The organism is Streptomyces sp. KMM 9044, from assembly GCF_024701375.2.
GTDB lineage: Bacteria > Actinomycetota > Actinomycetes > Streptomycetales > Streptomycetaceae > Streptomyces.
In genome coordinates this window covers 302459-325095 of record NZ_CP113910.1, presented here as the reverse complement: position 1 = coordinate 325095, position 22637 = coordinate 302459, and the positions used below count along the sequence as shown (strand labels likewise).

Annotated in this window: 17 protein-coding genes and 1 pseudogene; 5 read left to right on the top strand and 13 right to left on the bottom strand. The window is 72.1% G+C overall.

The window, feature by feature from the left end; all coding sequences use genetic code 11:
- Positions 1-9: 9 nt before the first annotated feature.
- The gene (locus HUV60_RS01540; RefSeq protein ID WP_257852765.1) at positions 10-1968 is read right to left on the bottom strand and encodes an alpha/beta hydrolase family protein; all 1959 of its coding nucleotides are present in this window, start codon (positions 1966-1968) and stop codon (positions 10-12) included.
- A complete protein-coding gene (locus HUV60_RS01535) occupies positions 1965-3449 on the bottom strand; it encodes an MFS transporter (protein WP_257852766.1) in 1485 nt (494 codons plus the stop codon). Before HUV60_RS01535 ends, HUV60_RS01540 begins: the two co-directional genes overlap by 4 nt.
- An 862-nt stretch (positions 3450-4311) precedes the next feature.
- On the opposite strand from HUV60_RS01535, the pseudogene HUV60_RS01530 reads away from it, so the two are divergent.
- Positions 4312-4519 (top strand): annotated as a pseudogene (locus tag HUV60_RS01530) (IS256 family transposase); the annotation flags it as partial.
- A 738-nt stretch (positions 4520-5257) separates the two neighbouring features.
- Here the strand turns inward: HUV60_RS01530 and HUV60_RS01525 are convergent.
- From HUV60_RS01525 to HUV60_RS01490, 8 genes are all read right to left on the bottom strand, one after another.
- Complete coding sequence (locus HUV60_RS01525) at positions 5258-5917, bottom strand: NADPH-dependent F420 reductase (RefSeq protein ID WP_257852767.1); 660 nt, start codon at positions 5915-5917, stop codon at positions 5258-5260.
- Between the two features lie 28 nt (positions 5918-5945).
- Complete coding sequence (locus HUV60_RS01520; RefSeq protein ID WP_257852768.1) at positions 5946-7160, bottom strand: MFS transporter; 1215 nt, start codon at positions 7158-7160, stop codon at positions 5946-5948.
- Positions 7157-7999, bottom strand: a complete 843-nt coding sequence (locus HUV60_RS01515) for an alpha/beta fold hydrolase (RefSeq protein ID WP_257852769.1) — start codon at positions 7997-7999, stop codon at positions 7157-7159. The genes HUV60_RS01520 and HUV60_RS01515 overlap by 4 nt, the downstream gene beginning before the upstream one ends.
- A complete protein-coding gene (locus HUV60_RS01510; protein WP_257852770.1) occupies positions 7996-8526 on the bottom strand; it encodes a 6-pyruvoyl trahydropterin synthase family protein in 531 nt (176 codons plus the stop codon). Before HUV60_RS01510 ends, HUV60_RS01515 begins: the two co-directional genes overlap by 4 nt.
- Entirely contained in the window at positions 8523-13001 is a 4479-nt protein-coding gene (locus tag HUV60_RS01505; RefSeq protein WP_257852771.1) for a type I polyketide synthase, read from the bottom strand. Before HUV60_RS01505 ends, HUV60_RS01510 begins: the two co-directional genes overlap by 4 nt.
- Positions 12998-14860, bottom strand: coding sequence for a non-ribosomal peptide synthetase (locus HUV60_RS01500; protein WP_257852772.1), 1863 nt, complete (start codon positions 14858-14860; stop codon positions 12998-13000). Before HUV60_RS01500 ends, HUV60_RS01505 begins: the two co-directional genes overlap by 4 nt.
- A complete protein-coding gene (gene folE, locus HUV60_RS01495) occupies positions 14860-15462 on the bottom strand; it encodes a GTP cyclohydrolase I (RefSeq protein WP_257852773.1) in 603 nt (200 codons plus the stop codon). Before folE ends, HUV60_RS01500 begins: the two co-directional genes overlap by 1 nt.
- Positions 15463-15615: 153 nt before the next feature.
- The gene (locus HUV60_RS01490; RefSeq protein ID WP_257852774.1) at positions 15616-16956 is read right to left on the bottom strand and encodes a condensation domain-containing protein; all 1341 of its coding nucleotides are present in this window, start codon (positions 16954-16956) and stop codon (positions 15616-15618) included.
- Positions 16957-17174: 218 nt separating this feature from the next.
- Here HUV60_RS01490 and HUV60_RS01485 point away from each other — a divergent pair, with 218 nt between their 5' ends.
- Positions 17175-17708, top strand: coding sequence for a GNAT family N-acetyltransferase (locus tag HUV60_RS01485; RefSeq protein WP_257852775.1), 534 nt, complete (start codon positions 17175-17177; stop codon positions 17706-17708).
- A gap of 8 nt (positions 17709-17716) precedes the next feature.
- Here the strand turns inward: HUV60_RS01485 and HUV60_RS33740 are convergent, their stop codons facing one another.
- The gene (locus tag HUV60_RS33740) at positions 17717-18064 is read right to left on the bottom strand and encodes an HAD hydrolase-like protein (RefSeq protein WP_443047201.1); all 348 of its coding nucleotides are present in this window, start codon (positions 18062-18064) and stop codon (positions 17717-17719) included.
- Between the two features lie 473 nt (positions 18065-18537).
- Between HUV60_RS33740 and HUV60_RS01475 the strand changes: the two genes are divergently transcribed.
- From HUV60_RS01475 to HUV60_RS01465, 3 genes are all read left to right on the top strand, one after another.
- A complete protein-coding gene (locus HUV60_RS01475) occupies positions 18538-19026 on the top strand; it encodes a DUF5709 domain-containing protein (protein WP_257852777.1) in 489 nt (162 codons plus the stop codon).
- Positions 19027-19269: 243 nt separating this feature from the next.
- Entirely contained in the window at positions 19270-20511 is a 1242-nt protein-coding gene (locus tag HUV60_RS01470) for an acyltransferase family protein (protein WP_269441102.1), read from the top strand.
- Between the two features lie 199 nt (positions 20512-20710).
- Complete coding sequence (locus HUV60_RS01465) at positions 20711-20857, top strand: hypothetical protein (protein ID WP_257852779.1); 147 nt, start codon at positions 20711-20713, stop codon at positions 20855-20857.
- Here HUV60_RS01465 and HUV60_RS01460 read toward each other — a convergent pair.
- Positions 20838-21629, bottom strand: coding sequence for an ABC transporter permease (locus tag HUV60_RS01460; RefSeq protein WP_257852780.1), 792 nt, complete (start codon positions 21627-21629; stop codon positions 20838-20840). The two genes, HUV60_RS01465 and HUV60_RS01460, sit on opposite strands and share 20 nt — an antisense overlap.
- On the bottom strand, positions 21626-22633 hold the full coding sequence (locus tag HUV60_RS01455) for an ATP-binding cassette domain-containing protein (protein WP_443047200.1): 1008 nt from the start codon (positions 22631-22633) through the stop codon (positions 21626-21628). The genes HUV60_RS01460 and HUV60_RS01455 overlap by 4 nt, the downstream gene beginning before the upstream one ends.
- Positions 22634-22637: the final 4 nt, after the last annotated feature.

Here is a 22637-nt window from a genome sequence, read left to right as displayed (position 1 = left end):
TCGTCACCCTCAAGCGGGTCGTTGTGGATGATGTCCTTCTGCATGGGCGGTTCTCCTCTCGGTGTGTTCGGCGGTACCTGTCCCGGCCGCCGCCGCGGTACGGACGCGGCCGGGATCCCCCCTCCGGTCGGCGGGGGACGTCGTGGGGGTGCGGTGCGTGCCGCGCAGCTCGCGGTCGAGGAAGACCACGGCGCGGCGCAGTACGGCGACGTGGTCGCCGCCCTCGTAGCCGTCGTGCCCGCTGTCGAGCCACATCGACTCGTGGCGGGCTCCGGCGGCGCGCAGCGCGGCGAGGTAGCCGCGCACCTGGCCGGGCGGGCACTTGGCGTCCCGGGCGGCGGCCACGACCAGCAGCGGTGCCCGCACGCGCGAGGCGTACCGGATCGGCGAGCTGCGGGCGTACGCCTCGGGCACGTCGTCGGGTGTGCCTCCGTACAGGCGCTCGTCCAGGGTGCGCAGCGCGGACGTGGTGGTGCGGTAGGCGGCGACGCCGTCGGCGACGGGCTTGACGGCGACCCCCGCCTGCCACAGCCCGGGGCGGGTGCCGAGGGCCAGCAGCGCGAGGTAGCCGCCCCACGAGGTGCCCCACAGCCCGACGGCGTCCGGGCGCACCAGCCCGCGCCCGATCAGGTCGGCGCGCACCGCCACCAGGTCCTGGACCTGCGTGAGTCCCACGCCCGCGCCGAAGGCACGGCGCCAGCGGGGGCCGTAGCCGGTGGAGCCGCGGTAGTTGACGCGTGCGACGGCGAAGCCCGAGGCCACGAGCGAGTGCACGACACCGTCGTAGGCGTCACGGTCGTGGTCGGCGGGACCGCCGTGTACGAGGAAGACGACGGGCGGCGGCGCGCCCCGCCCCCTGGCTGCCCGGCCCTCGGAGGCTTCGCGCCGCGGGAGTCCGGGACCCTGTGGCAGGTCGTGGCCCTCGGGAAGGCTGAGCCATGTGTGCACGGGGCCGTCCGGGGTCGGCGTCCACAGGTCGCGGTGGTCGCCCGGTACGCGACCCGGCACGGTGCCGAGGGCCGGCAGCGCGGTACCGGCCGTGGAGTACATACGCGGAGGGTGGGCCGTGTCCGTCCACAGGTAGTGCACATCGCCGCCGGCTCGCGGCGCCGCGGCCAGCAGACTGCCGGGCGGTGTCGGCACGCGCGTGAGGGCGCCGGTGTCCAGGCGGGCCCGGTGCAGGGTGCTGCGGCCGTGACGGTCCTCGCGGATCAGGACGGTGCGCCCCTCGTCCTCGTCCGGGTACCAGCGGGCGGTGATCTCACTGTCGAACGTGCACCACGGGTACGTACGGATCCCGGTCTCCGCCCGCCAACTGGCCAGCAGATAGCGGTCGTCGTCCTCGCGCACCAGCAGCAGTTCGTCGCGTTCGGCGGTGGGTGCGAAGCCGAGCGACCAGAGTCTGCCGTGTTCCCCGGAGCCGGAGAGTACGGCGCGCGGTGTGCCGTCCGCGGCCAGGACGGTCACGGCGTGCGCGGAACCGGCGGGTCCGCTGATCGCCAGCAGACCGGCCGCGGAGGTGATCCCGGACAGCGTGGCGTGCTGGTCGACGCGCGTCACCTCGCGTGCGGAAGCGCCACGCCGGCCCAGGTGGACGGTGGTCGTCCGGCCGTCCCCCAGCCCCATGGCGACGATCCCGTCGTCGCTCACGGCCAGACCGCGCGGGGTGCCCGGGGGCACCCCGGTCAGCCCGGGGAGGTCGGGACCGCCGTGGAAGGGCTGGAACAGCCAGTGCCCCTCGCCGTACGCGTCCTCGTCGAACCACCACACGTTCGCGTCCCGGTCGATCGTTCCGTGCAGCGTGCCCCGCGGCCGGTCGGTGACCTGACGGGCGCGCCCGGTCCCGGCGTCCCAGGCGAACACCTCGCACCGGCCTTTCGCGTCCGCGGTGAACGCCATCAGCGCCGGATCGGCGGCGCAGACCTCGGGCAGGGCGGCGAGGTAGACCTGGTAGCGGGAGCCGGTCACACGCTTCGCCCCCTCGCCGGAACGTCTCCCGCCGGTGTGCCCTTCGGCGGTACGCCCGGCGCCAGCATGCGTCCCGCGCCGAGGGTCGTGTGCAGAGCGAGCAGGACCAGCACTCCGGCGGAGGCGAGCGCGGGTACGGCAGCCCCCGCGTGAGCCGTCAGGAACCCGGCGAGCGCGGGCGCCACAGCGGCGGCCCCGCCGGCGGCGGTGGCGAGCACGGATCCCGCGCGGGCCTGGAGTTCGGGCGGCGTCCGTTGGATGGCCCGGGCCTGGAGGATCACGGTGGCCAGCGGCATGATCAGGCAGAACCCGCCGAACAGCGCCCCGTACGCCCACGGTCCCCCGGCCGTCGCGAGCGCGGCGGCGAGCGGGATCATGAGCCAGGACACCGTCACAACCGCCCGCACGGGGCTGAGTCCGCGCATCAGCCGGGGCGCGGCGAGCGAACCGGCGAGTCCGGCGGCGCCGGACAGAGCCAGGACCAGCCCCATGGACGTGCCGCCGTGGCCGCTCTCCTGCAAGGTGAAGACGGCGTCGTAGTACAGCGCGGCCAGTACGCCGTTGACGGTGGTGGTCCACACAAGTACCAGCCGCAGCAGGGGCGTCGCCCGGACGAGCCGGACTCCGGCGCTCGCCTCGGCGGCCAGAGCGGACCAGGTGCCGCGTGCGGAGCGAGGCGAGGGTTGGGGCACGTGCCGCGGCACGGGACCGTCCTGGGCCGCGCTCCCGGCCGACTCCGGCGCGCCGTCGGCCCGGTCCGCCCCGTCCACCCGGTTCGTCATGTCCACCGCGTCCGCGCTGTCGGTCCGGTCGGCCCGCAGGTTCGAGCGCATGGCCCGGACGCACACGGCCGTGACGGCGTACGAGACGGCGTCCAGCACGAAGGGCAGCGTGCGCGAGACCTGGTACAGCATGCCGCCCAGAGCGGGGCCCGCGACCAGGGCGCCCCGGTCACCCGCCTCCAGCCCGGCCACCACGCGCGGGAGGTTCCCGGGCGTGGAGATCAGGGCCACCGTGCCGCGGGCCGCAGCCTCGTAGCAGGAGGTGGCGGTACGCTCCACGAGTACGGCGGCGAGTAGATGGACCAGTGACGGCCGCCCTTCCGCGACGGCCAGGGCCACGGCCACGGAGCCCATTGCGAGCGCCGAGACCACCGCCGACCAGAACATCACCCGCTTACGCGCGCCACGGTCGGCGGGTACGGCGACGAGCGGGCCGAGCACCAGCCCGGTCGCCGTGGACACCCCCGCTACCAGCCCCACCACCGCCGGCGAGTAGCCGAGCCCGAGGAGCAGCAGCGGCAGGACGACCCCGGACGCCTGGCTGCCCAGGGCGTCGGCAGCGTTCGCGCACCAGAAGAGCCGGACGTCGCGGGTGGCGGGGTCGGTGTCCTTGGAGGGCTCGGTGTCCTTGATCAGGACCGGCGGGGTCGAAACGGCCTGGACGCGCGAGGCCCCTGTTTCGGGAACAGAAGATCCCATGCAGAGCCCTCTCCGTTTCCGCCGTCACACTCGAAGGCGCATGCGAAATAGCGCCACAGTCGACAAAGATGCGTAGAAAAGGTGCAGGAATTGAAACACTCGGGAGCTTAACCAGGAGCCGATGCGGAGGACAAGGACGCTTGGGCGAGGGCTGGTTCGATTTCACACGAGTGGTGTGGGGCGCGCCTGGGCCCCTGCGCATCGGCATCGGGGCGAGTGGTTCTTGCCGTGCCCGCCATCCGCGATCACCGTGCCAGGATGGTGAATTCGGGCGGTGACGGCACGGCGCCCGGGGTTTCCGCTTCGCTTTGGCATTCGCGGCGCCGAATGAATCTTCCGGGCGGGTGGAGCCCTTTGTGGATCGTCGCCGACCACGCCGGACATGAGCCGGAATTCTCCGCTCCGTGCGGGGGACGGCATCTGAACTGTGTGAGGGGCGGGACGGGACGCTGCCGACCGGCCCCGGCCGCACCACGCGCCACGACGCCCCGCCACGACCGCCGGACACGACCGCCACGCCCGTCGCCGACGGCATACGCAGCCTTCCCGATGGCGAACGCGACCCCGCCGCCGACGCGCCGTACGCCGCGCACCCCGCCGGAGGAGAAGACCCCGGCGGAAGCGCGCGGGCCCGTGCGCTATCCGGAATCCAGCTGCCTGGATATCGCCGGACCGACGGCAACGGCTCAAATTATTGGCCGGAAACGTACGAGAGGCAAGAGGGAAAGAGACAGGCAGGAAAGGAAATCCGAGATCGTTTTCACTGCGCCGTAGCCCGCTCTGCCGAGGGGCTGTAAGACGATCGGTACAACTCCTGATCAAGGAGGATGCATCGATGACCAGCGACGACGTGACCGAGGGCGAGTCGGTCACGTCCGGGATCCGGCGGGCGGTCAAGGCCCGCGGCCACTTCCCGAACGAGACCGCGGCCTTGGGGCGCGTCTGCATGGCCATCACGTCGCCGGGATCCACCGGCAAGGGCCCGGGCCCGTTGGGCCATGTGCTGGAAGACCGCCTCGAACGCCTTCGCCATCACCTTCGACGGCCGCTTCCCCTCAGCCCGCCAGTAACCCCAACCACCCTGGACACACCACTCGTTTGACAGACCCTCCGCTACAGCTCCGGCGCCGTCGAAGTCCACGACAACAAGATCAGGACGATCAAGCGGCGGATGTTCGGCCGCGCCAACTCCGACCTGCTCCGCAAACGGGTCCTCTCACAGCACGGGGCCGTTCGTGATCGCGGTGGTGGTGACCCTCCGTGGTTCCTGCACTGAAAGTGATCCAGAACCACGATTCACCCGTCCCGACACGTCGAGCGCGCCGGGCCGGACAAAGCACCCAGGTCTCCTTCCGCTACCACGTCAAGTTCCCGGCCGAAGCGCGGAACCACGCGAACCGGCTGATCGGGGAGTCCATGCAGCGGTGGAAGGCGCCGATGGGCGACGCGGAGGGCGACTTGGCGGGGCCTCGGCCCGGAAACGCCCCGGAGTTGCTGGCCAGAGCTGGGGTACCAGTGGGGGATATCGGGAAGGGCCGCTGGTCCGGGAACGGCCCGGATCTTGGCCGGGGCTCGGGCAGGAGGGTTCACTCGCGCCCGGAAGTGTCCGGCAGCGCGTGCACCACACCGCTCGGCGCCCCGGACAGCTCCGCCTCCTCCCCCCCCACCAGTTTCCGCTGTGGCTGCGGGGCGAACCGCTGCCGGTCGTCACCGACTGGGCCGTGCTCACCGAGGAGTCCCGCCCGCGAGGCGGGCGTCCGGGCGGGGCGCCGGACACTGAGTCACCGACCGGTACGCGGCCGGCGACGTCAGCGGACGATCTTGAACCCGAAGAGATGGGTGCCCAGTGCCTGGGAGGTGTCGATCCACATCCGCAGCATCATCTCGGTGGCGCGGGCCGTGCGGATGCCCCCGAGATCGAGGACGTCCCGCCAGCCCAGCGACTGCAGCAGGTCACCCACCCGGGCCTTGGCCGCGGAGTCGTCGCCGCTCACGAACACCGTGTGGTCCTGCCCTGCCACGTCCGGGTCGGGCATCACCTCGGCTGCCAGGGTGTTGAGGGTCTTGACCACGAACGCGCCGGGCAGGGCGCGCTGGATCGCCTCGCCGAGACTGTCTGTGTTGACCGGGTCGAGGACGGCGTCCTCCCCTGACCAGTCGTACGGGCTGGACACGTCCACGACCACGTGTCCGGCCAGGCTGCCGGCGAGCGGGGCGAGGGCGTCGAGGCAGGCCGGCCCGGAGATCGCGTTGACGACCAGGCCGGCCCGGTCTGCCGCGGCGACGGCGTCCCGGAAGCCGGCGAGTTCCAGAGCGGGGTGGCGGGCGGTGAGGCGGCGGAAGCCGAGGTTGACCTCCATGGTGGCCCCGGGGTCGCGCGTGCCGACGACGACCTGGTGGCCGAGGGCGAGGAAGGCCGGGGCGAGGACCTGGCAGACCGGCCCCGTGCCGAGGATGACGATCTTCATCGTGGTGCCTTTCGTGAAAGGTGCGCGTTCAGTGGACCGTGCGGATCCGACGGACGAGGAGCAGCGAGCCCATCAGCGCCGCACCGGCGAGCTGGCCGCAGGCGATCACCGTGGCGGCGGGTGCGTGGGCGCCCAGCCAGCCGCCGATCGCGAACCCGATCGGCATGAGTGCTTTGGTGCCGAAGAGGTTCACCGAGTAGACCCGGGAGAGCTTGTCGGGTGCGACGACGTGCATCAGCAGCGTCTCCCAGACGGCGAACCCGAATCCGCCGCACAGTCCGCGCACGGCGGCGAGCGCGACCGCACCGGGCAGCCACGTCGTCAGGGCCATGACGGCGCACAGGACATGGGCCGTGGTCCACGACACGTACACGATCACGGCTCGCCGTCGTACGGGCATGAGGCGCGCGTAGAGCAGTGCTCCGGCGGCGGCCCCCGCACCGTAGGCGGTGGTGAGCAGGGAGAGGGTGCCGGCGCCTCCCGCGAAGTGCTCCTCGACCAGGCGTGGCAGCAGTGTCTGCGTCGGGCCCTCGGAGAGCAGCAGCGCCACCGCGGCGACGGGTATGGAGACGAGCAGCGGTACGGATACGACGTACCGGGCACCCTCGGCGATGTCCCGCAGCGGGCGGGACGGAGCGGGCGGGAGCGTGCGCGGTGGGGACCGGAGCGCCATGGCGGTGCCGAGGGCGACGAGGAAGGCGGCAGCGGTCAGGCCGAGTACGGCCGCCATCCCCGCCGATGCGTACACGGCCCCGCCCAGGGCCGGTCCGGCGACGGCGCTGACGGAGCGAACGAAGCCGAGCGCGGCGTTGGCGGAGCCGATCAGCTCGGCGGGCACCGTGGCCGGGACCATCCCGCCGAAAGCGGGGTAGAAGAGGCCGTCGAAGAGGCTGACGAGTGACGCGCACACGGTCAGTACGGCCAGGTCGGTGTGCCCGGCGGCGGTGAGGACCGCGAGTGCCAGCACGGACACCAGGCGGCCGGTGTCGGCCAGGATCATCATCGAGCGGCGGTCCCAGCGGTCGGCGAGCGCGCCGCCGAGGAGCAGGGTGGTCACCTCCGACACGGCGGCGGCGCCCAGGACGAGGCCGGAGGCACTCGGAGAGCCGGTGAGCCGGTAGGCGTACCACGACAGTACGGCCAGGTAGGCCCCGTACGTGACCATGGACAGGCTCTGCCCGGCGAGCAGCAGCCGGAAGTCACGGCTGCGGAGGGCCGAGGTCCTGGCGGTCACGGCCGTCACGACCGGCCTTCCAGCAGGGCGGCGACGGTTGCCCGGGGGGCGTCGATGTGCGGTGAGTGCCCGGCTCGTTCGACCACACGCAGGGTTCCGTTGGCCGCGCGGGCGGTGAGCGTCTCGGCGTCCGCCCGGGTGAGAAGGGCGGAGTGAGCCCCGCGCAGGACGAGCACCTGGCCATGGTGGGAGGCGAGAGCTGCCGCGGTTTGTTCCGCCCGGTCGGTGAGACGAGAGTGCTTCGTCGCCGGGAGCGGAGGCGGGGGCGCCGGGGCCGGCCTCTGGGCCCTGAGGGCCGCGGTGATGGCCCGCAGGGTGGTCTCGGCGGCGAGCGGGTGGAGCCGCCGCAGGGAGTCACCCGGTTCCTCGTCGGGCAGGGCGACGAGATGGGAGGTCTCCGGGCCACCGGGGCCGTGGCGACGAAGGACCGGGTCCGGGGTCGCCGCGCGGAGCCCGAAGTGCGCCGGCACCGGCTCGATCAGGGTGACGGTGGCGAAACCGGCCAGGGAGGCGGTGAGGAGAGCGGCCGGGGCACCCGCCGAATGCCCCAGGACGCCCGCGACGCCGTGCTCACGACAGGCCGCCGCCAGCGCGCCCGCCATCTCCCGCACACGGGCGTACGAGCCCCGGGGCGCGGTGCTGCCCGCGGCGAGGGCGGCTGGTTCGGCGGCGAGCAGAGTCAGGCCCCGTCCGGTCAGCCAGCGTGCGAACGGCCCCCAGTGCGCCGGGGTCTGGCCCAGTCCGGGCAGCAGGAGGAGGCGCTCCCCGGCGCTACGGGCACCGGGGAGCACGGCCCGCACGGACGCGGCCGCGCGGGCCGCGTCCGTGCGCGGGGTGAAAGCGCTCACCGCGGAGAGTCTCCCGGGACGGCGCTGAGGGTGACGGAGTTCTTGCGGCACTCGCGGGCCTCGACACGGCGGATCCATACCCGCCCGCTGGTGGCCTCGTGGATCAGGCGTCCGGCCTCGTCCATGACCCAGGCGGCGGCTCCCTCCATTCCGGTGTGCTCCATGATCCGCAGGTCGATGACGCCGCGGGCGGCGAGCTCCTCGAAGAGAGGCCGTTCGGGATCGTTCCCGGCGACCAGGGTGGTGTGGTCGAACTGTCGGTTCAGCAGGTCCCTGACATTCTTGAGGGCACTGAAGTCGACGACGAACCCGGTGGTCGGGTCGAGTTCGGCGCAGGCGAACTCGATCTCGAAGGACCGCTCGTAGCCGTGCAGGAAGCGGCACTTGCCGTCGTGCGCCCACGAACGGTGGCAGCAGGGGAGGTCGTCGAAGAGCTTGGTCACGGTGAACGCGGCGGCCGGGTGCCCGCCAGGCGCGGCGGCGCGGGCGACCGACGTCGCGGTCTCGTCGTGGGCGTGGGCGCTCACTTGGCTCCTCCGGCGGCCGCACGACCGCGCAGGCGGCGGATCTCCGCGGCGGTCTGGGCAATGGTGGGGTTGTCGAACATGGTGATCACCGACAGGACGACGTCGAAGCGCAGGCTCAGCCGGTGTGCGACGGTGACGCCGAGCAGGGAGTCCCCGCCGAGGGCGAAGAAGTCGCTGCTGCCAGTGAGGTCACCGACGCCGAGAACGTCTGTCCAGATCTCCGCGATGCCGGTCTCGATGTCGGTGCCGGCGGTGGCGGCGGTCTCATCGGTGGCGGCGGCCGGTGCTTGCCGCTCGGCGGCTGCGCGCACCCACTGGTCGATGCGGCGCTCGAAGTCGGCTGTGGAGATGAGGACTTGGTGTGGCTCGGTCATGTTCATCAGCCGGCTGTAGAAGTCCTGGCCCTCGCTGGGGCGGATGGCGATCTCGGCGACGACACCGAAGTCCGGTGAGGCGAAGGAGGGCGACACCACGGACTGGTGCAGGGTGTCGTCGTCGCGCTCGCGGAAGATCCAGCCGTCCCAGTTGACCGTCATCCAGGGGATGTCGGCGTCGCGGTGGCGTTCGGCGAAGGCGTCCATGAAGGCGTTGCCCGCGGTGTAGGCGTAGAAGCCGAGGCCGCCGAGGTGCGAGGAGAGGGAGGACTGCATGAGGACGAAGTCCAGCTTCCGGCCGCGCAGGAACTCGGCGAGCACGAGAGTGCCCTCGACCTTCGGGCGCAGGCGGCGGACGCAGTCCTCACGTCCGGTGTCGTCGAGACCGCGGAAGGCCCGCTGGGTCTCGAAGACGCCCGCGGCGTGCACGACACCGTCGAGGCGGCCGAACCGCTTCTCGACGGTCGCGAAGAGTCCGGCGGTCTGTTCGCGGTCGGCGGCGTCGCAACGAGCGGCGAAGATCTCACCGCCGAGGGCGACCAGTTTGCGGATACGGGCCACCCGCTCGATCAGGGCTTCGTCGTCGCTGTCCAGGGGGTCGCTGTTGCCGTCCTCCCACAGCGAGGAGTCCGGGACGGACTCCATGCCGGTGAGAACCAGTCGGGCCCGGCACGCGCGAACCAGGTATTCCGCGAGGGTCATGCCGATGCCACCGAGGCCACCGGTGATGAGATAGACGCCGTTCTCGCGCAGACGGAGGGGGAGCCGGCCCTCGGGGACGGGAGGCAGCTCGTCCCGCTCGTAGCAACGCACCCAACGCGAGCCGGAGGTGAGCGCGACGGTGGTGTCGGTGGACGTGCCGAGAAGCTCCGCCACGAGCTCCGCGGACCAGCCGTCCGCCGGGAGTCCGGTGATGTCGAGGGTCCGGGCCGACATCGCCGGGAAGTCCTGCGGGACGACCAGGCCGGGGCCGGCGAGCAGGGCCCGGTCCGGCACGATGCCGGCGGCGTCCGTGCTGACGGGGTGCATGCCGCGGGCGGCGATGTCCATGCGCACGTGGCGCGATCCCTGGAGCAGGCCGATCTCCTGAACGGCGTACAGAAGGGTGTAGAAGCCGCGGTCGTACTCGGTGTTCAGGACGGCCAGCCGGCCGTCCAGCGTCTCACCGTCGGTGACCGGGCCGGTGCACCACAGGTGCACGACCCGGTCCACGGGACGGTGGTCCAGGCCGAGGCCGCGGATGGCCGTCTTCACGGACTCCTCGTCGCCCGGACGTACGAAGACGCCGTCGCCGTTCCGGCCGGCGCCGGCCTCGTCCGGAACCAGGTGGATGCAGTCGACACCCCGGGCTCGCAGGGTTTCGACGACCCGTGCGCTCTCGCCGTCGTTCTCCGCCAGGACCAGCCAGCGTTCGCCGACGGCGTCGTGCACGCCCGGCCCCCGGCGGCGAAACCGCCAGCTCGGGTAGTAGGCCCAGCGGTCCAGAGACTTCTCGCGGCGGACGGTGCCCCCGGCCTGGGAGAGGCCGTCGGTACCGGCAGGCGACGAGGGCTCTTTCAGGTGCTGCTCGCGGGAGAACACGCGGGCGGGCAGCTCGATCGTCCGGGCGCCGTCGGGGCGGCCCGCCGGCGCGGTGTCGGCGGGGACGCCTGCGACCCAGAGTGCGGCGAGGCCGTGCAACCACGCGACGCGCGGATCCTTGTCTGCGCGGAGAGGGCGCACGGCGGCGCCGGCGGCCGGGTCCTCCACTGCGCGGGCGAGGAACCCGTCGGGGCTGAGATCGACGATGACGCAGCCCCGGCCGGTGGTGGCCTCGGCGACCGCCTCGGCGGCCGGCGTCAGGTCGAGGGGCCCGGAGAGGTGGGCGGACCAGTATCCGGCTGACAGGCCGGTGCGTCCGACGGCGGTGGTCACGAGGCGGGCCGACCCCGGTCGGACGGGGACGGCATCGGCGACCGGCGCGAATGCCGCAGCGGCCCCGGCCAGCAGGGAGGAGTGATAGGGCAGCGCCGGACCGAGCACCCGGTGCGGGACGCCGGCTTCGGTGAGCAGGGCCGTGACCTGCGGAAGGGCGTCGGCGGCGAGGGACACGGCGGTGCGGTCCGCGCTCAGGGTGACGGCGGGGGAGGCCAGGTCCTCGGGGAGGACGGCAGCGACACCGTCGGCGGGCAGTCGTACGGCGATCATGGCGCCGGGGGAAGCGTCCCGCAGGACGCGGGCGCGTGCGACGACGAGGCGGAGAGCGTCTTCGCCGGTGATGACGCCGGCGACAGCAGCGGCGGCGTACTCGCCCAGCGAATACCCGACGGTCCGGTCGGCGAGCACACCACGAGCGGCGAGTTGTTCCGCCAGGGCCAGCAGGACGGCTGTGTGCAGGGCGTGATCGGTGGGCAGGCCGGGACCGCCGGTCTCTGCCGGGGTCGCGCTCAGCGCGGCCTCCAGGGGGGCCAGCGTCGGCTCGATCGATCGTGCCGTGTCCCAGAGGCGTTCGAGGGCCGTGGTGAACACGGCCTCCCAGCCGTACAGCGCGCGAGCGGTGGGCAGCAGGTCGCTGCCCTGACCGGGCAGCATCAGCAGGGTCTCGGCGCCCGGCCGGTGCCACCCCTCGACGGTGTGCTCACCGGCTCCTTCCAGTCCGGCGGCCAGCGTGGCGGGGTCGTCCCCGACGGTGGCGAGGCGGTAGGCGTGGTCGTCACGGCCGTCGCGCAGAGTGCGCGCGACGTCGGCCGCGAGGGGGGCCTGCGCGGAGCGCAGCACACCGGCTAGGGCGCCGGCGGTGGCCAGGCAGGAGTCGGGGTCGGCGGCGGAGACCCGCAGCACATGGGGCCCCTCGGAGACGGCGGTGGCCGGCCGGGTGTCCTCGTGACCGCGGACGACCGCGTGTACGTTGGTGCCGCCGAAGCCGAAGGAGCTGACGCCCGCGAACCGCTCGGCGGCGGGCAGATCCAGCGCGCGGGCCTGACGCGGCAGCGGGGCGTCATCGGGGCGGAGTGCGTCCATGGGCCGGTCGAGGTTGGCGAGCGGAGGGATCACGCCGTGCGCAACGACCTCACAGGCTTTGATGAATCCGACGACGCCGGCGCCGACTCGCAGGTGTCCGAAGTTGGCTTTGGCGGAACCGAGTGGCGGCAGCGGGGTGTCGCCGAACGCGTCCGCCAGCGCGGAGAGTTCACTGCGGTCACCCAGCTGGGTGCCCGTGCCGTGGCACTCCACGTACCTGACCTGGGCAGGTTCGACCTCGGCGATCTCCATGGCCTGGGCGATGGCCTTTGCCTGACGGGAAGCGCGCGGGGCGGTGAACGAGGCTTTCTCCGAGCCGTCGTTGTTGACGGCGGAGCCCATCAGGACCGCGCGGACGGGCCAGCCGCGTTCTTCGGCGACATCGGGATCGGCGAGGAGGACCAGGCCGCCGCCCGAGCCGAAGACGGTGCCGCTCGCGGCGGCGTCGAAGGGGCGGCAGACGCCGTCCTGCGCCATGATGCCGCCCTCTTGGTGGAGGTAGCTGACGGGCTGCGGAAACTCGACGTCCATGCCGCCGGCCAGAGCCAGATCGCATTCGCCGGCGGCGATGGCCTGCGCGGCGGTGTGGATGGCGAGCAGGGAGGAAGAACACGCGGAGCCGACAGACATGGCCGGGCCGGTCAGCCCGAGCTTGTACGCGATGCGGGTGGCGGCGTAGTGGCCGTCAGAGCCCATGAGGGTGGAGAGGCTGTCGTCGGCCGCCGCCTGCCCGTTGTGGGTGGCGAGCAGGTAGCCGCTCAGTCCTGTGGCGGCGTAGACACCGATGTCGTGGCCGAGTCCGTCCGCGCGGACACCGGCTGTCTCCAGGGCTTCCACGGCACACTCCAGCAGCAGTCGCTGCTGTGGGTCGATCTCGGCTGCCTCCCGCGGGGAGTATCCGAAGAAACCAGCGTCGAACAGGCCGATGTCGTCCAGTACGCCATAGGCGTGGACGCGGCCCCCGGTGGTGGCGCCGACGTTGGTGGAGGCCCGGGTGACGCAGTCACGGCCATCGGCCACGATGCTCCACAGGTCCGCCACGTCGCGTCCGCCCGGCACGCGACACGCGTAACCGAGGACGGCTGTACCTTTGCCGTTCAACTCGTTGACTCCTCTTCCTGAGATCCGAGGGTGGGGTGGGTGGACGGCTCTTCAGAAGTGGGGGTGACGCCTCGTGCGGCCCGTCGGCGCGTGCGCTGCTCGGCGAGCCCGGGCCGCCGGGCCGCCGCGCCACGGGCCGCCGGGGCGGCCCCCGGGGGGCTGGTGCTCGTGGCCAGCGCAGCGATCTGGAGGTCCAGGCGGGGGTGGTCGAGCAGGAAGGCCGCGGTGACGGGGCGGCCCAGCACGCGGGTGAGCCGGGCGGCGGCCGTGACGACACCGAGGGAGTCCACTCCCGCCTCGAAGAGGTTGGTGGTGTACGGGATTCCGGCGCCGAGGATCTCCTCCCACACCGCCCGCACCAGGTTCGCCGGACCGCCGACGGCCGCCACACTGGCCGGGGGAATGGCCGGTGCCCGGGTGTCGGCCTTGCCATGGGGCGTACGCGGCAGCGCGTCGACGAGCACCAGGCGGACGGTGAGGGGCGTGCCGAGGGCGGCGGCGACCTGGCCGCGGATCCGTTTCGCCGTCACCCCGGAGCGGTCCCGGGGAACGGCCACGACCTGGAGGCATTCCTGCGGGGCCGGCCCGTCGAGGCGGATCTCCGCAGCCGCGGCGAAGGCTTCGCGGACGCACCCCCCGGTGAGGAGGGCGTGTTCGACGGCGTCCAGCGACACCCAGCGGCCCGCGACCTTGAGGCGCCTTCCACCCCGGCCCACGATCCGCAGGCCGCCGTCCTCGGCCCAACGGCCCAGGTCACCGGTGCGGAAGGCGGTTTCGCCGAGTGGGCCGGCGGGGACGAAGCGGGCCGCTGTCTGTCCCGGGTCGAGGTAACCGGCGGCAACGCCGGGGCCCTGGACATGGACCTCGCCGGTGGTTCCGTGGTCGCGCGGGGGGACGGGTGTGCCGTCGGCCGTGAGCAGGGTGACTGTCGTACCAGGGAGGGGGTGGCCCACGTATCCGGCTATGATGCTGGACACGGAGGCGGTGGTGACCCGGTCTGCGGTGATCTGCCCGGCCGTCTCGGTGGCCGCGTAGGTGTTGACGACGACGCTGTCGTCACCGCCCGGCAGGGCCAGGAACTCGGTGAGCTGTCCCCGGTGCGCGGGCTCGCCGCTCAGCAGCACGAACTCCGGCGCGGCCATGTTCGCTTCGAGCAGCCGCGCGGTGAGCAGGGACAGTTCGGACGGGGTGAGGCAGAGCACCGTCCTGCGGCCCTCGGCCCGTACCGGTCCCATGAGCGCGCGCAGTCCGTCGCAGGTGAGCGGTGCCTCACGCTCCACGAGGGCGATCTCGCCGCCGAAGGCGAGGGCGCCGAGTATCTCGCACATCGAGTAGCCGAACGAGAGCGGGTGGAACTGTGCCCAGACCAGGTCCTTGGGGAAGCCGAGTTGCGGCGCGTCGCGCAGGGCGCCGAAGACGTGCCGCAGGCCCTCGCGGGTCACGACGGTTTCTTTGGGGACACCGGTGCTGCCGGAGGTGGTCATCACGTACGCGGCGCCGGCCGGCAGGTCACGCCGGCCGGCCAGGGCTTCGGTGACGCCCGGGCTGGGCTGCGCGCCGGGCGGAAGGGCGGCGAAGGCCGCTCCGGCGGCGAGAACGGCGAGGACGTCCACGATCGCCGCGGTGGTGCGTTCCGCGTCCACGCGTACCAGCCGGCCCGGTCCGGCCCCGGCGGTTCTCAGTTCCTGGGCACGTCTCGTGACCGCGGCGGCCAGCTGCCGGTGGGAGAGGGTGTGGCCGAGGGTATCGCGGAGGGCGGGCGCGTCTGCGGCGGGAGCGTCCTGGGCGGGTGCGGCACCGAGGCAAAGGCCGAGCAGGTCGACCCGCTCCGGTGCCGGGACGGGCTGCCGGAAGGTCATCACCAGCCCGTTCCGCTGTCGCCCGTGTTCTCCGTACGGCGCATGAACTCCTCGCGGCGCTGCTGATCCTCGCGCAGGACGCCCCGCAGGGCGGACGTCGTGGTCCATGAGCCGATCGCTTTGATGCCCCGTATCGACACACAGGTGTGCTGGGCCTCGATCACCGCGCCCGCACCCAGCGGCTCGAGCTCGGCGGTCAGCCAGTCGGCGATGCGGGTGGTCATGCGCTCCTGGATCTGGAGACCGCGTGCCGACGCCTGGACCACGCGTGCCGGCTTGGACAGACCGAGCACGCGTTTGCCGGGGACGTGGCCCGCACGGGCCACGCCGAAGAACGGCAGCAGGTGGTGCTCGCACAGCGAATTGAAAGGGATGGCCCGGACGAGGACGAGTTCGTCGCAGCCGCCGTCGTTGGGGAAGGCCGTCGCCGTGAACTCGTGTGGCTCCAGGAGCTCGCGGTAGGCGGCGGCGACGCGGCGCGGGGTGTCGGCGAGGGACGCACCGCTCAGGCCCACGCCGAGGGCGGTCAGTAGTGCGGTCACCGCCTGCTCGGCGGGGTCGGGCCGGAGGGTGGGGGGCGGGGGGCCACTGGTCGTGGGCATCGTGATTCCTCGGTCGGTGGACGGACGGCGCTGGTAGGGCGCGGTGGGGGGGCGGCACGGTGCGTTGCCGCCGTGCGAGGCGGGACGAGGTGACACAGAAGCGGTACGGGTTGCTGAGAGCGGGCGGATACTCACTCGGGCGAAGAACGACGGCTACCAGACGAGGTCGTTGACGATCCGCGACATGAGGGCCTGGTAACGGTCGGCCACCTGGTGGATCGTTGCTGCGTCGTACAGGTCGGTGTTGTACTCGATCTGGCAGCGGATGCCGGAGTCGTCGGGCCAGACATTGAGTGTGATGTCGGCCTTGCTGGCATGTTGGGAGAAGGGCCTCCGCTCACAGACGGTTCCCTCGAGCGTCAGCGGACCAACCCGGTGGGTGTGGCAGATGAACAGCGTTCGGAAGAGGTAGGGCGGCAGGTTGTCCGCGCCGTACCGCGCGATCAGGTCCTCGTACACGGTGACGAGCGGCACTTCCTGGTGCCGCAGTGCGGCAGTGAGGGTCCGCGCGCTCGAGTGCAGCAGGTCGCGCAACGGCGCGCGGTCGGGCAGCCCCATCCGGACGCAGTGGGTGTTCATCAAGAGCCCCACACAGTCCTGGGTCCCCGGGCGGGACCGGTTCGCCGTCGGGACCCCGACGACGACGTCTTCCTGACCGGTGTACTCGCGCAGCAGTATCTGGTAGGCGAGCAGGGCGACGGCGGTGACGGTGACCCGTTCGGTGCGCGCCACGTCACGGACTCCGCCGGCGAGCGCGGCGGGCAGCTCGAAGTCGAGCCGGTCACCGGCGAAGGTCTGGTAGGGACGCGCGGGGCGGTCGTAAGGGACGGTGGAGCCGTCCTGGAGGCCGGCCAACTGCCGGGCCCAGAAGTCGAGGAGCGGCACGACGTCGGCGGACGCGATCAGAGCTCGCTGATGCCGGGCGAAGTCGGTCAGCCGGCAGGGAAGTCGGCCGTGGAAGGGCGACCGGCCCACGCGGACTGCTTCGTACGCCGTCGCGAGGTCGTCCAGCAGAACGCCCATGGACCAACCGTCCAGGACGAGGTGGTGCACGACGACGACCAGGACGTGCTCGTCCTCGTCGATGCGGTGCAGCGTGAATCGGCTGGGCCGTTCGTGGGCGAGGTCGAAGAGGTGCTCGGCGTCGGCGCGGACGGCGGTGTCCACCTCGGCCGGTGACGGGCTACCGGCTCCGGTTCGGCCGTACTGGATCAGCGCACCGGTGGGGGCGGGCAGCGTCCGGAGCCGGACTCCTCCGGGGCCGGGGACGAAGACGCTACGCAGGGATTCGTGGCGCTCGACGACGAGGTCCACGGCTCTTGCTAAGGCCGCCACGTCCAAGGGGCCCCGGATGGTGTGGACGTTCTCCACGTTGAAGGCCCGGTTCTCGCCGGGGTTCGCCGACATCGACGTGAACAGCATCTCCTGAAGCAACGTTGACGGGCCGTCAGCCACGCGCGTCGTTCCGTCGACCCGGATCTCCCTGATGGTCACGGCAGCGTCCCCTTCTCTCTCCCTGCCTCTCCCGGCGGCATTCCGTAGGTACCCTACATGTATTCGAAGTAGGCACTTCCGTTCCTTTGTGACCACCTTCCGCGAGATCACCACGGCCCCCGGTCCGGGCTGTCGGCCGAGAGAATTGCAGGCGAATGACGCACGCTCACCATGGTGAAACAGCCTCCCCACGACGCGATACAACTGCCCATCAGGAGGTGATCGACGGTTTCGGCACCGTCCGTATGCGCGTTGTCGATCCGCGCGCGGACGTCGACGTCCTTCACTCCTGGGTCACCCAGGAGCGCGCCCGATACTGGGGCATGCTCGGCACCGACCGGGAGCGGGTCCGGGAAATCTACGAGTACGTGGACTCCCTGGCCACTCATCATGCCTACCTCGTCCATCTGAACGACCGGCCGGTCGCGCTGTTCCAGACCTACGAGCCCGAACACGACCCGGTCGCCGAGTGCTACGAGGTCCAGCCCGGAGACTTCGGCATCCACGTACTGATCGGTCCGCCCGCCGGCCCGGTCACGCCGGGCTTCACCGGCGCCCTGCTCGGCTCCTTCCTCACCCACCTGCTGGAGGATCGGAGCCGCACGAGGATCGTTGCGGAGCCGGACGCCCGTAACGACCGGGCGATCGCACGCTTTCTGCGGGCCGGTTTTGTGAAAGGACCGGAGATCGAGCTCCCCGGGAAGCGGGCCCAACTCGTCTTTCTGAACCGACTCGATTTCCGCAGGGCCTGAGCGGCGCATCAGCCGCGCCGCTTGTGCGGGCCACCGGCCGGTGGGCCCCTGGCGCGGGCAGCTCGAGAAGCCTTTGCCGTCTTATCAGTCCCCGTCAGGACGGCGCCCCGCCCGGTCAACAGGGCGGGCAGCTCGCGCAGGTCGTGGAACACAGCGGTCCCGGGCCCGGCCAGCCGGCCGGCGGGGGTGACGCCTCCCCCGTACCCGAGGCGGCGCATACCGGCGGCCCGGGCTGCCAGAACGCCCGGGCGGCTGTCCTCGACCACCACGTACGCGGCGGGGTCGACGCCCATCCGTGCGGCGGCACGTGCAGCAACCCCCCCGAACGCGCCCCTGTCCCCGACCGCGGCGACCATTGCGCATCCATCAGCTGTTCACCCAACACACAGGGGGACGAAGCCGCCACGCTTCCGCCCGCACAGCCGAAGAGAGCCAGGTCCTCTGCCGGGTGACGGCCACGTCCCGCCGCGCGTCCTCGGCGGCCTGCCGACGGCGCACCACGCCCGACATCACCCATAAGTGGACATTGTGCTCAGTCGGTCGCGACGGCATGTCGCTCACGGGGGCGGTCACGCTAGATCCGTCCTCCGCGGGTCACTCTTTTGCACAGCCTCCGGGATTGATCACGGTCCTGAAGCGATCGTGCTTCGGCGGGTTCTGCAACGCGGACCGCTGCGCGGACCGCTGCTCTGATCGGTGGCTGACCAGCTGTGATCAGTTGGTCTTCCCGAATGGGTGACCTGCGGAGGACGGGGCTAGAGGGCCGTGAACCGGGTACCCGCCTCCTCCCTGACAGGAAGCGTGAGCCGATCACGGACGGGAGGCGAACATGAGCGACGAGAACATGGCGGACGACGTCTATCAGCCCACTGGTGGCAATGAGGAACAGGAGGACGCGTCCCCGCTGGATCTGCAGGACGCTGTGGACGAGCGGACGTATGACGACATACTGGACGAGGGCTACTCGCCGCCCGAAAGGCCGCTGGGTGTCACCAAAACCGGCACTACGGCGTCCGAGCAGTACGAGGGCGAATCCCTCGACGAGAAGACACGGCAGGAGGTCCCCGACGTGGAGGAGACGGCAGGGGACGGCATCGGCGAACCACTCGACGACGTGGGGCAACCGGGCGACCAGGAGGTCGGCACCGGCCGGGCCGGCCGCCTGGTGGCGCCCGACGAGGGCACACGAACGGACGCCACCGGAGAACTCGTCGCTGATGACCGGGGCATTGACGGCGGGGCGGCAGGTGCCGAGGAGGCAGCGGTTCACATCGGATCCGACGACCAGGTGCCACCGGCGGACGAGAGGGGGGAGTGAAGGGGGCGAAGGGCGCCTCTCCGCCGAGTTCCACTGCGGTGTGACCGGCCGCTGCCCCGGAGACGGGGGAGCTTGAGGGGCGCCGGACCGTCCCGGGCCGCCGCGGCCGTTCACGCCGGGCCTGCGGTACACGTCCGGCCGAGGCGGAAACCACTCCATGCGGTGAGGAGTGACGGCGCCGATCGGGTGGGAGAAGTGGAAAAAAGGCGTGGTCTTTGCCGAGCCGGGGCAGACGCCGCTTCTATGAGCACTCCCCATCCGAGCACGGCGGACGAGGCCACGGAGCAGAGCCCGGGCGCGCGAGCGTCGCCACCCCACGTCCTCTCGCAGGCGGAGCGGCGAAGGGACGGGGAGCGGGGATTTCCGTCGGCGCCGCGGGGCGGGCGGGTGGCAGGGCTGGACGGGTTGCGGACGGTCGCGGTGGTACTGGTGATCGTTTACCACGTGGAGCCGGACGCGGTGCCCGGAGGTGCGGTGGCCGTGGACGTCTTCTTCACACTCAGCGGCTTTGTCATCACCCGGCTGCTGGTCGCCGAGTACACGCGGACCGGCCTCATCGGCCTGCGGTCCTTCTACCGTCGGCGGTGGCTGCGGCTGGGGCCGGCACTGCTGGTGGTGTGCGCGGTCACCGCTCTGCTGCCGGTGGCCTTCCCGCTGCCGTTGTTCGACGGGGCGTGGATGGCGGCCGGGCTGGCCGCGGCCTCGGTGGTCAATCTCGTCCGGGCCGGGGAGTCCGGGCCGTACTCGGACCTCACCGCGCCGCTCGGCCACACCTGGTCCCTGGGGGTGGAGGAGCAGTTCTACCTGGTCTGGCCGCTCCTGCTGCTGGTGCTGCTACGGCGCACCGGGGCGCGGACGGTATTGGGCTGGGTCGCGGTGCTGTGCGTCCTGCCGATGCTCTGGCGGACGGTGCTCTGGGATCCGACGGCGGCGCACCGCATCTACAACGGCCCCGACACCCGCCTCGACCAACTCCTCGTCGGGGCTCTGCTGGCCCTCGTGCTGGCCCGGCTGCGCGCCGAGGACCCCCGACTGGCGCTGTTGCGCCGATGGGCGGGGCGGCTGTGCTGGCCCGCGCTCGCGCTGCTGGGGCTGATCGCCTGGCAGGTCCCGATCACCGAGGCGGGCGCGTGGAACCCCGTGTGGTACACGGCCGGATTCCTGACGGCCGCCGTTCTGGCGGCCGTCGTGGTGGCCGCCATGGAACTGTGCCCCCGGTCGTGGCCCTCCCGTCTGCTGTCCTTCTCCGCGCTGGCCTGGGCCGGACGCAGTCTCAGCTACGGGATGTACCTGTGGCACTACCCCGTCATCCGGCTGCTCTTCGACCTCGGGGTGGACGGCGGCTGGCTGCTCCCCGCGGGCTTCTCGGTGACGGTCGCGGCGGCCCTTGCCTCGTACGTCCTCCTCGAACGGCCCTTGCTGCGACGTGACCGGCTCCGCGTGCGACGGCCGAAGCCGCTTGTCGCTGCGGAGCGTCCCGCTTGAACCCCGGGCGCGTGTGCCCGTGGGCTCTCCCTCGCACAGGGGCCACGGGCAGCACGGTGCCTCCCGCCCCGGCCACCGTCCCCAGGCCCGGCCCGGTCCGTCCGGACGGGTGACCGGGCCGGTCGGCTCCGGCACTCGTTCACGCACGGGCGCTGTGCCCGGAGCGTTCCCGCGGTTCTGGGAGAGACGCAGGAGGGCCGTGTTCCAGGTCCGTGCCGGGGCGGGCACCGGGAACGCCGCCGGGGCGGCGTACGCCGGCGCGGTGTCGGAGTACGCCGCTCTGGAACGGGACGAACTGCGGGAGGCGGTCCGCGCTGTCATGGCGGTTACTTCGGGTCGCGGTTGAACAGCGTCGTCGTCCAGCGGTAGCCGAGGGCGGACAGGCCGACGCACCAGGCGATCGCGATCCAGCCGTTGTGGCCGATCCCGGTGCCGAGCAGCAGTCCGCGCAGGGTCTCGATGGCCGGGGTGAAGGGCTGGTACTCGGCGATGGGCCGGAACCAGCCCGGCATCGTGTCGGCCGGGATGAAGGCGCTGGAGATGAGAGGGAGGAGGATCAGCGGCATCGCGCTGTTGCTGGCCGCCTCGGGGTTCGGGCTGGCCATGCCCATGCCGACCGCGATCCAGGTGAGCGCCAGGGCGAACAGCGCGAGCAGCCCGAATGCCGCCAGCCACTCCAGGGCCGTGGCGTCGGTGGACCGGAAGCCGGTGGCCACGCCGACGGCACCGACGAGGACCACGCTGGCGACGCACTGCAGCACGCTGCCGGCGACGTGCCCGACGATCACGGAGCCGCGGTAGACCGCCATCGTGCGGAAGCGGGCGATGAGGCCCTCGTTCATGTCCATGGAGATGTACACCGCGGCCCCGATCGCGGTGCTGCCGATGGTCATCATCAGAATGCCCGGGACGATGTAGGCGATGTACTCGGAGCGGTCGGCGCCGCCGCCACCGATGCCCGCGCTCATCACGTCGCCGAAGACGTAGACGAAGAGCAGCAGCAGCATGATCGGCGTGAGCAGCAGGTTCAGGGTGGTGGACGGGTAGCGCCACGCGTGCAGGAGGTTGCGGCGCAGCATCGTGTTCGAGTCGCGGACGGCGAGGGAGAGGGCGCTCATCGGACGTTCTCCTTGGGCTGGTCGGTGACGTCGGCCGGGCCGGTCAGGGCGAAGAACACGTCGTCGAGGTCGGGGGTGTGCACGGTCAATTCGTCCGCCTCGATGCCGGCCGAGTCCAGCCGGTCGAGGACGGAGCGCAGCTCGCGCTGGCTGCCGCCGCTGGGGATCCGCAGGGACAGCGCTTCGTCGTCCCGTGTGGCCTCGCGCAGGGCGACGGCGGCCGACCGGTACGCCTCCGGGTCGGTGAAGCGGAGCCGGACGTGCCCGCCGGGGACGATGCGCTTCAGCTCGTCGGCGCTGCCCTCGGCGGCGATCCTGCCGTCGTTCAGCACCGCGATGCGGTCGGCGAGTTCGTCGGCCTCCTCCAGGTACTGGGTGGTGAGGAAGACGGTGACGCCGTCGGAGACGAGTTCGCGGATGATGCCCCACATGGTGTGGCGGCTGCGCGGGTCGAGGCCGGTGGTCGGCTCGTCGAGGAAGATGATCCGCGGGCTGCCGACCAGGGTCATGGCGATGTCGAGGCGGCGCTTCATGCCGCCGGAGTAGGTGGAGGCGGGCTTCTTCGCGGCCTCCACCAGGTCGAAGCGCTCCAGGAGTCCGGCGACGGTGCGGCGGCCCTCACTGCGGGAGAGGTGGTGCAGGTCCGCCATGAGGAGCATGTTCTCCTCACCGGTGATCAGGCCGTCGACGGCGGAGAACTGGCCGGTGACGCCGATCGCGGCGCGCACGGCCTGCGGGTCGGCGGCCAGGTCGTGGCCGCCGACGCGCAGCTCGCCGGCGTCTGCGGTGACGAGGGTGGAGAGGATCTTCACCGCGGTGGTCTTGCCGGCGCCGTTCGGGCCGAGCAGCGCGAACACGGACCCGGCCGGGATACGCAGATCGATGCCGTCGAGCACGGTCCTGTCGCCGTACGACTTGCGCAGACCGACCGTGGAGACGGCGACCGGCGACGGGCGACCGTCACCTTGCCCGGTATTAGGCATGGGCATGACAGATGAAGGCATGAGG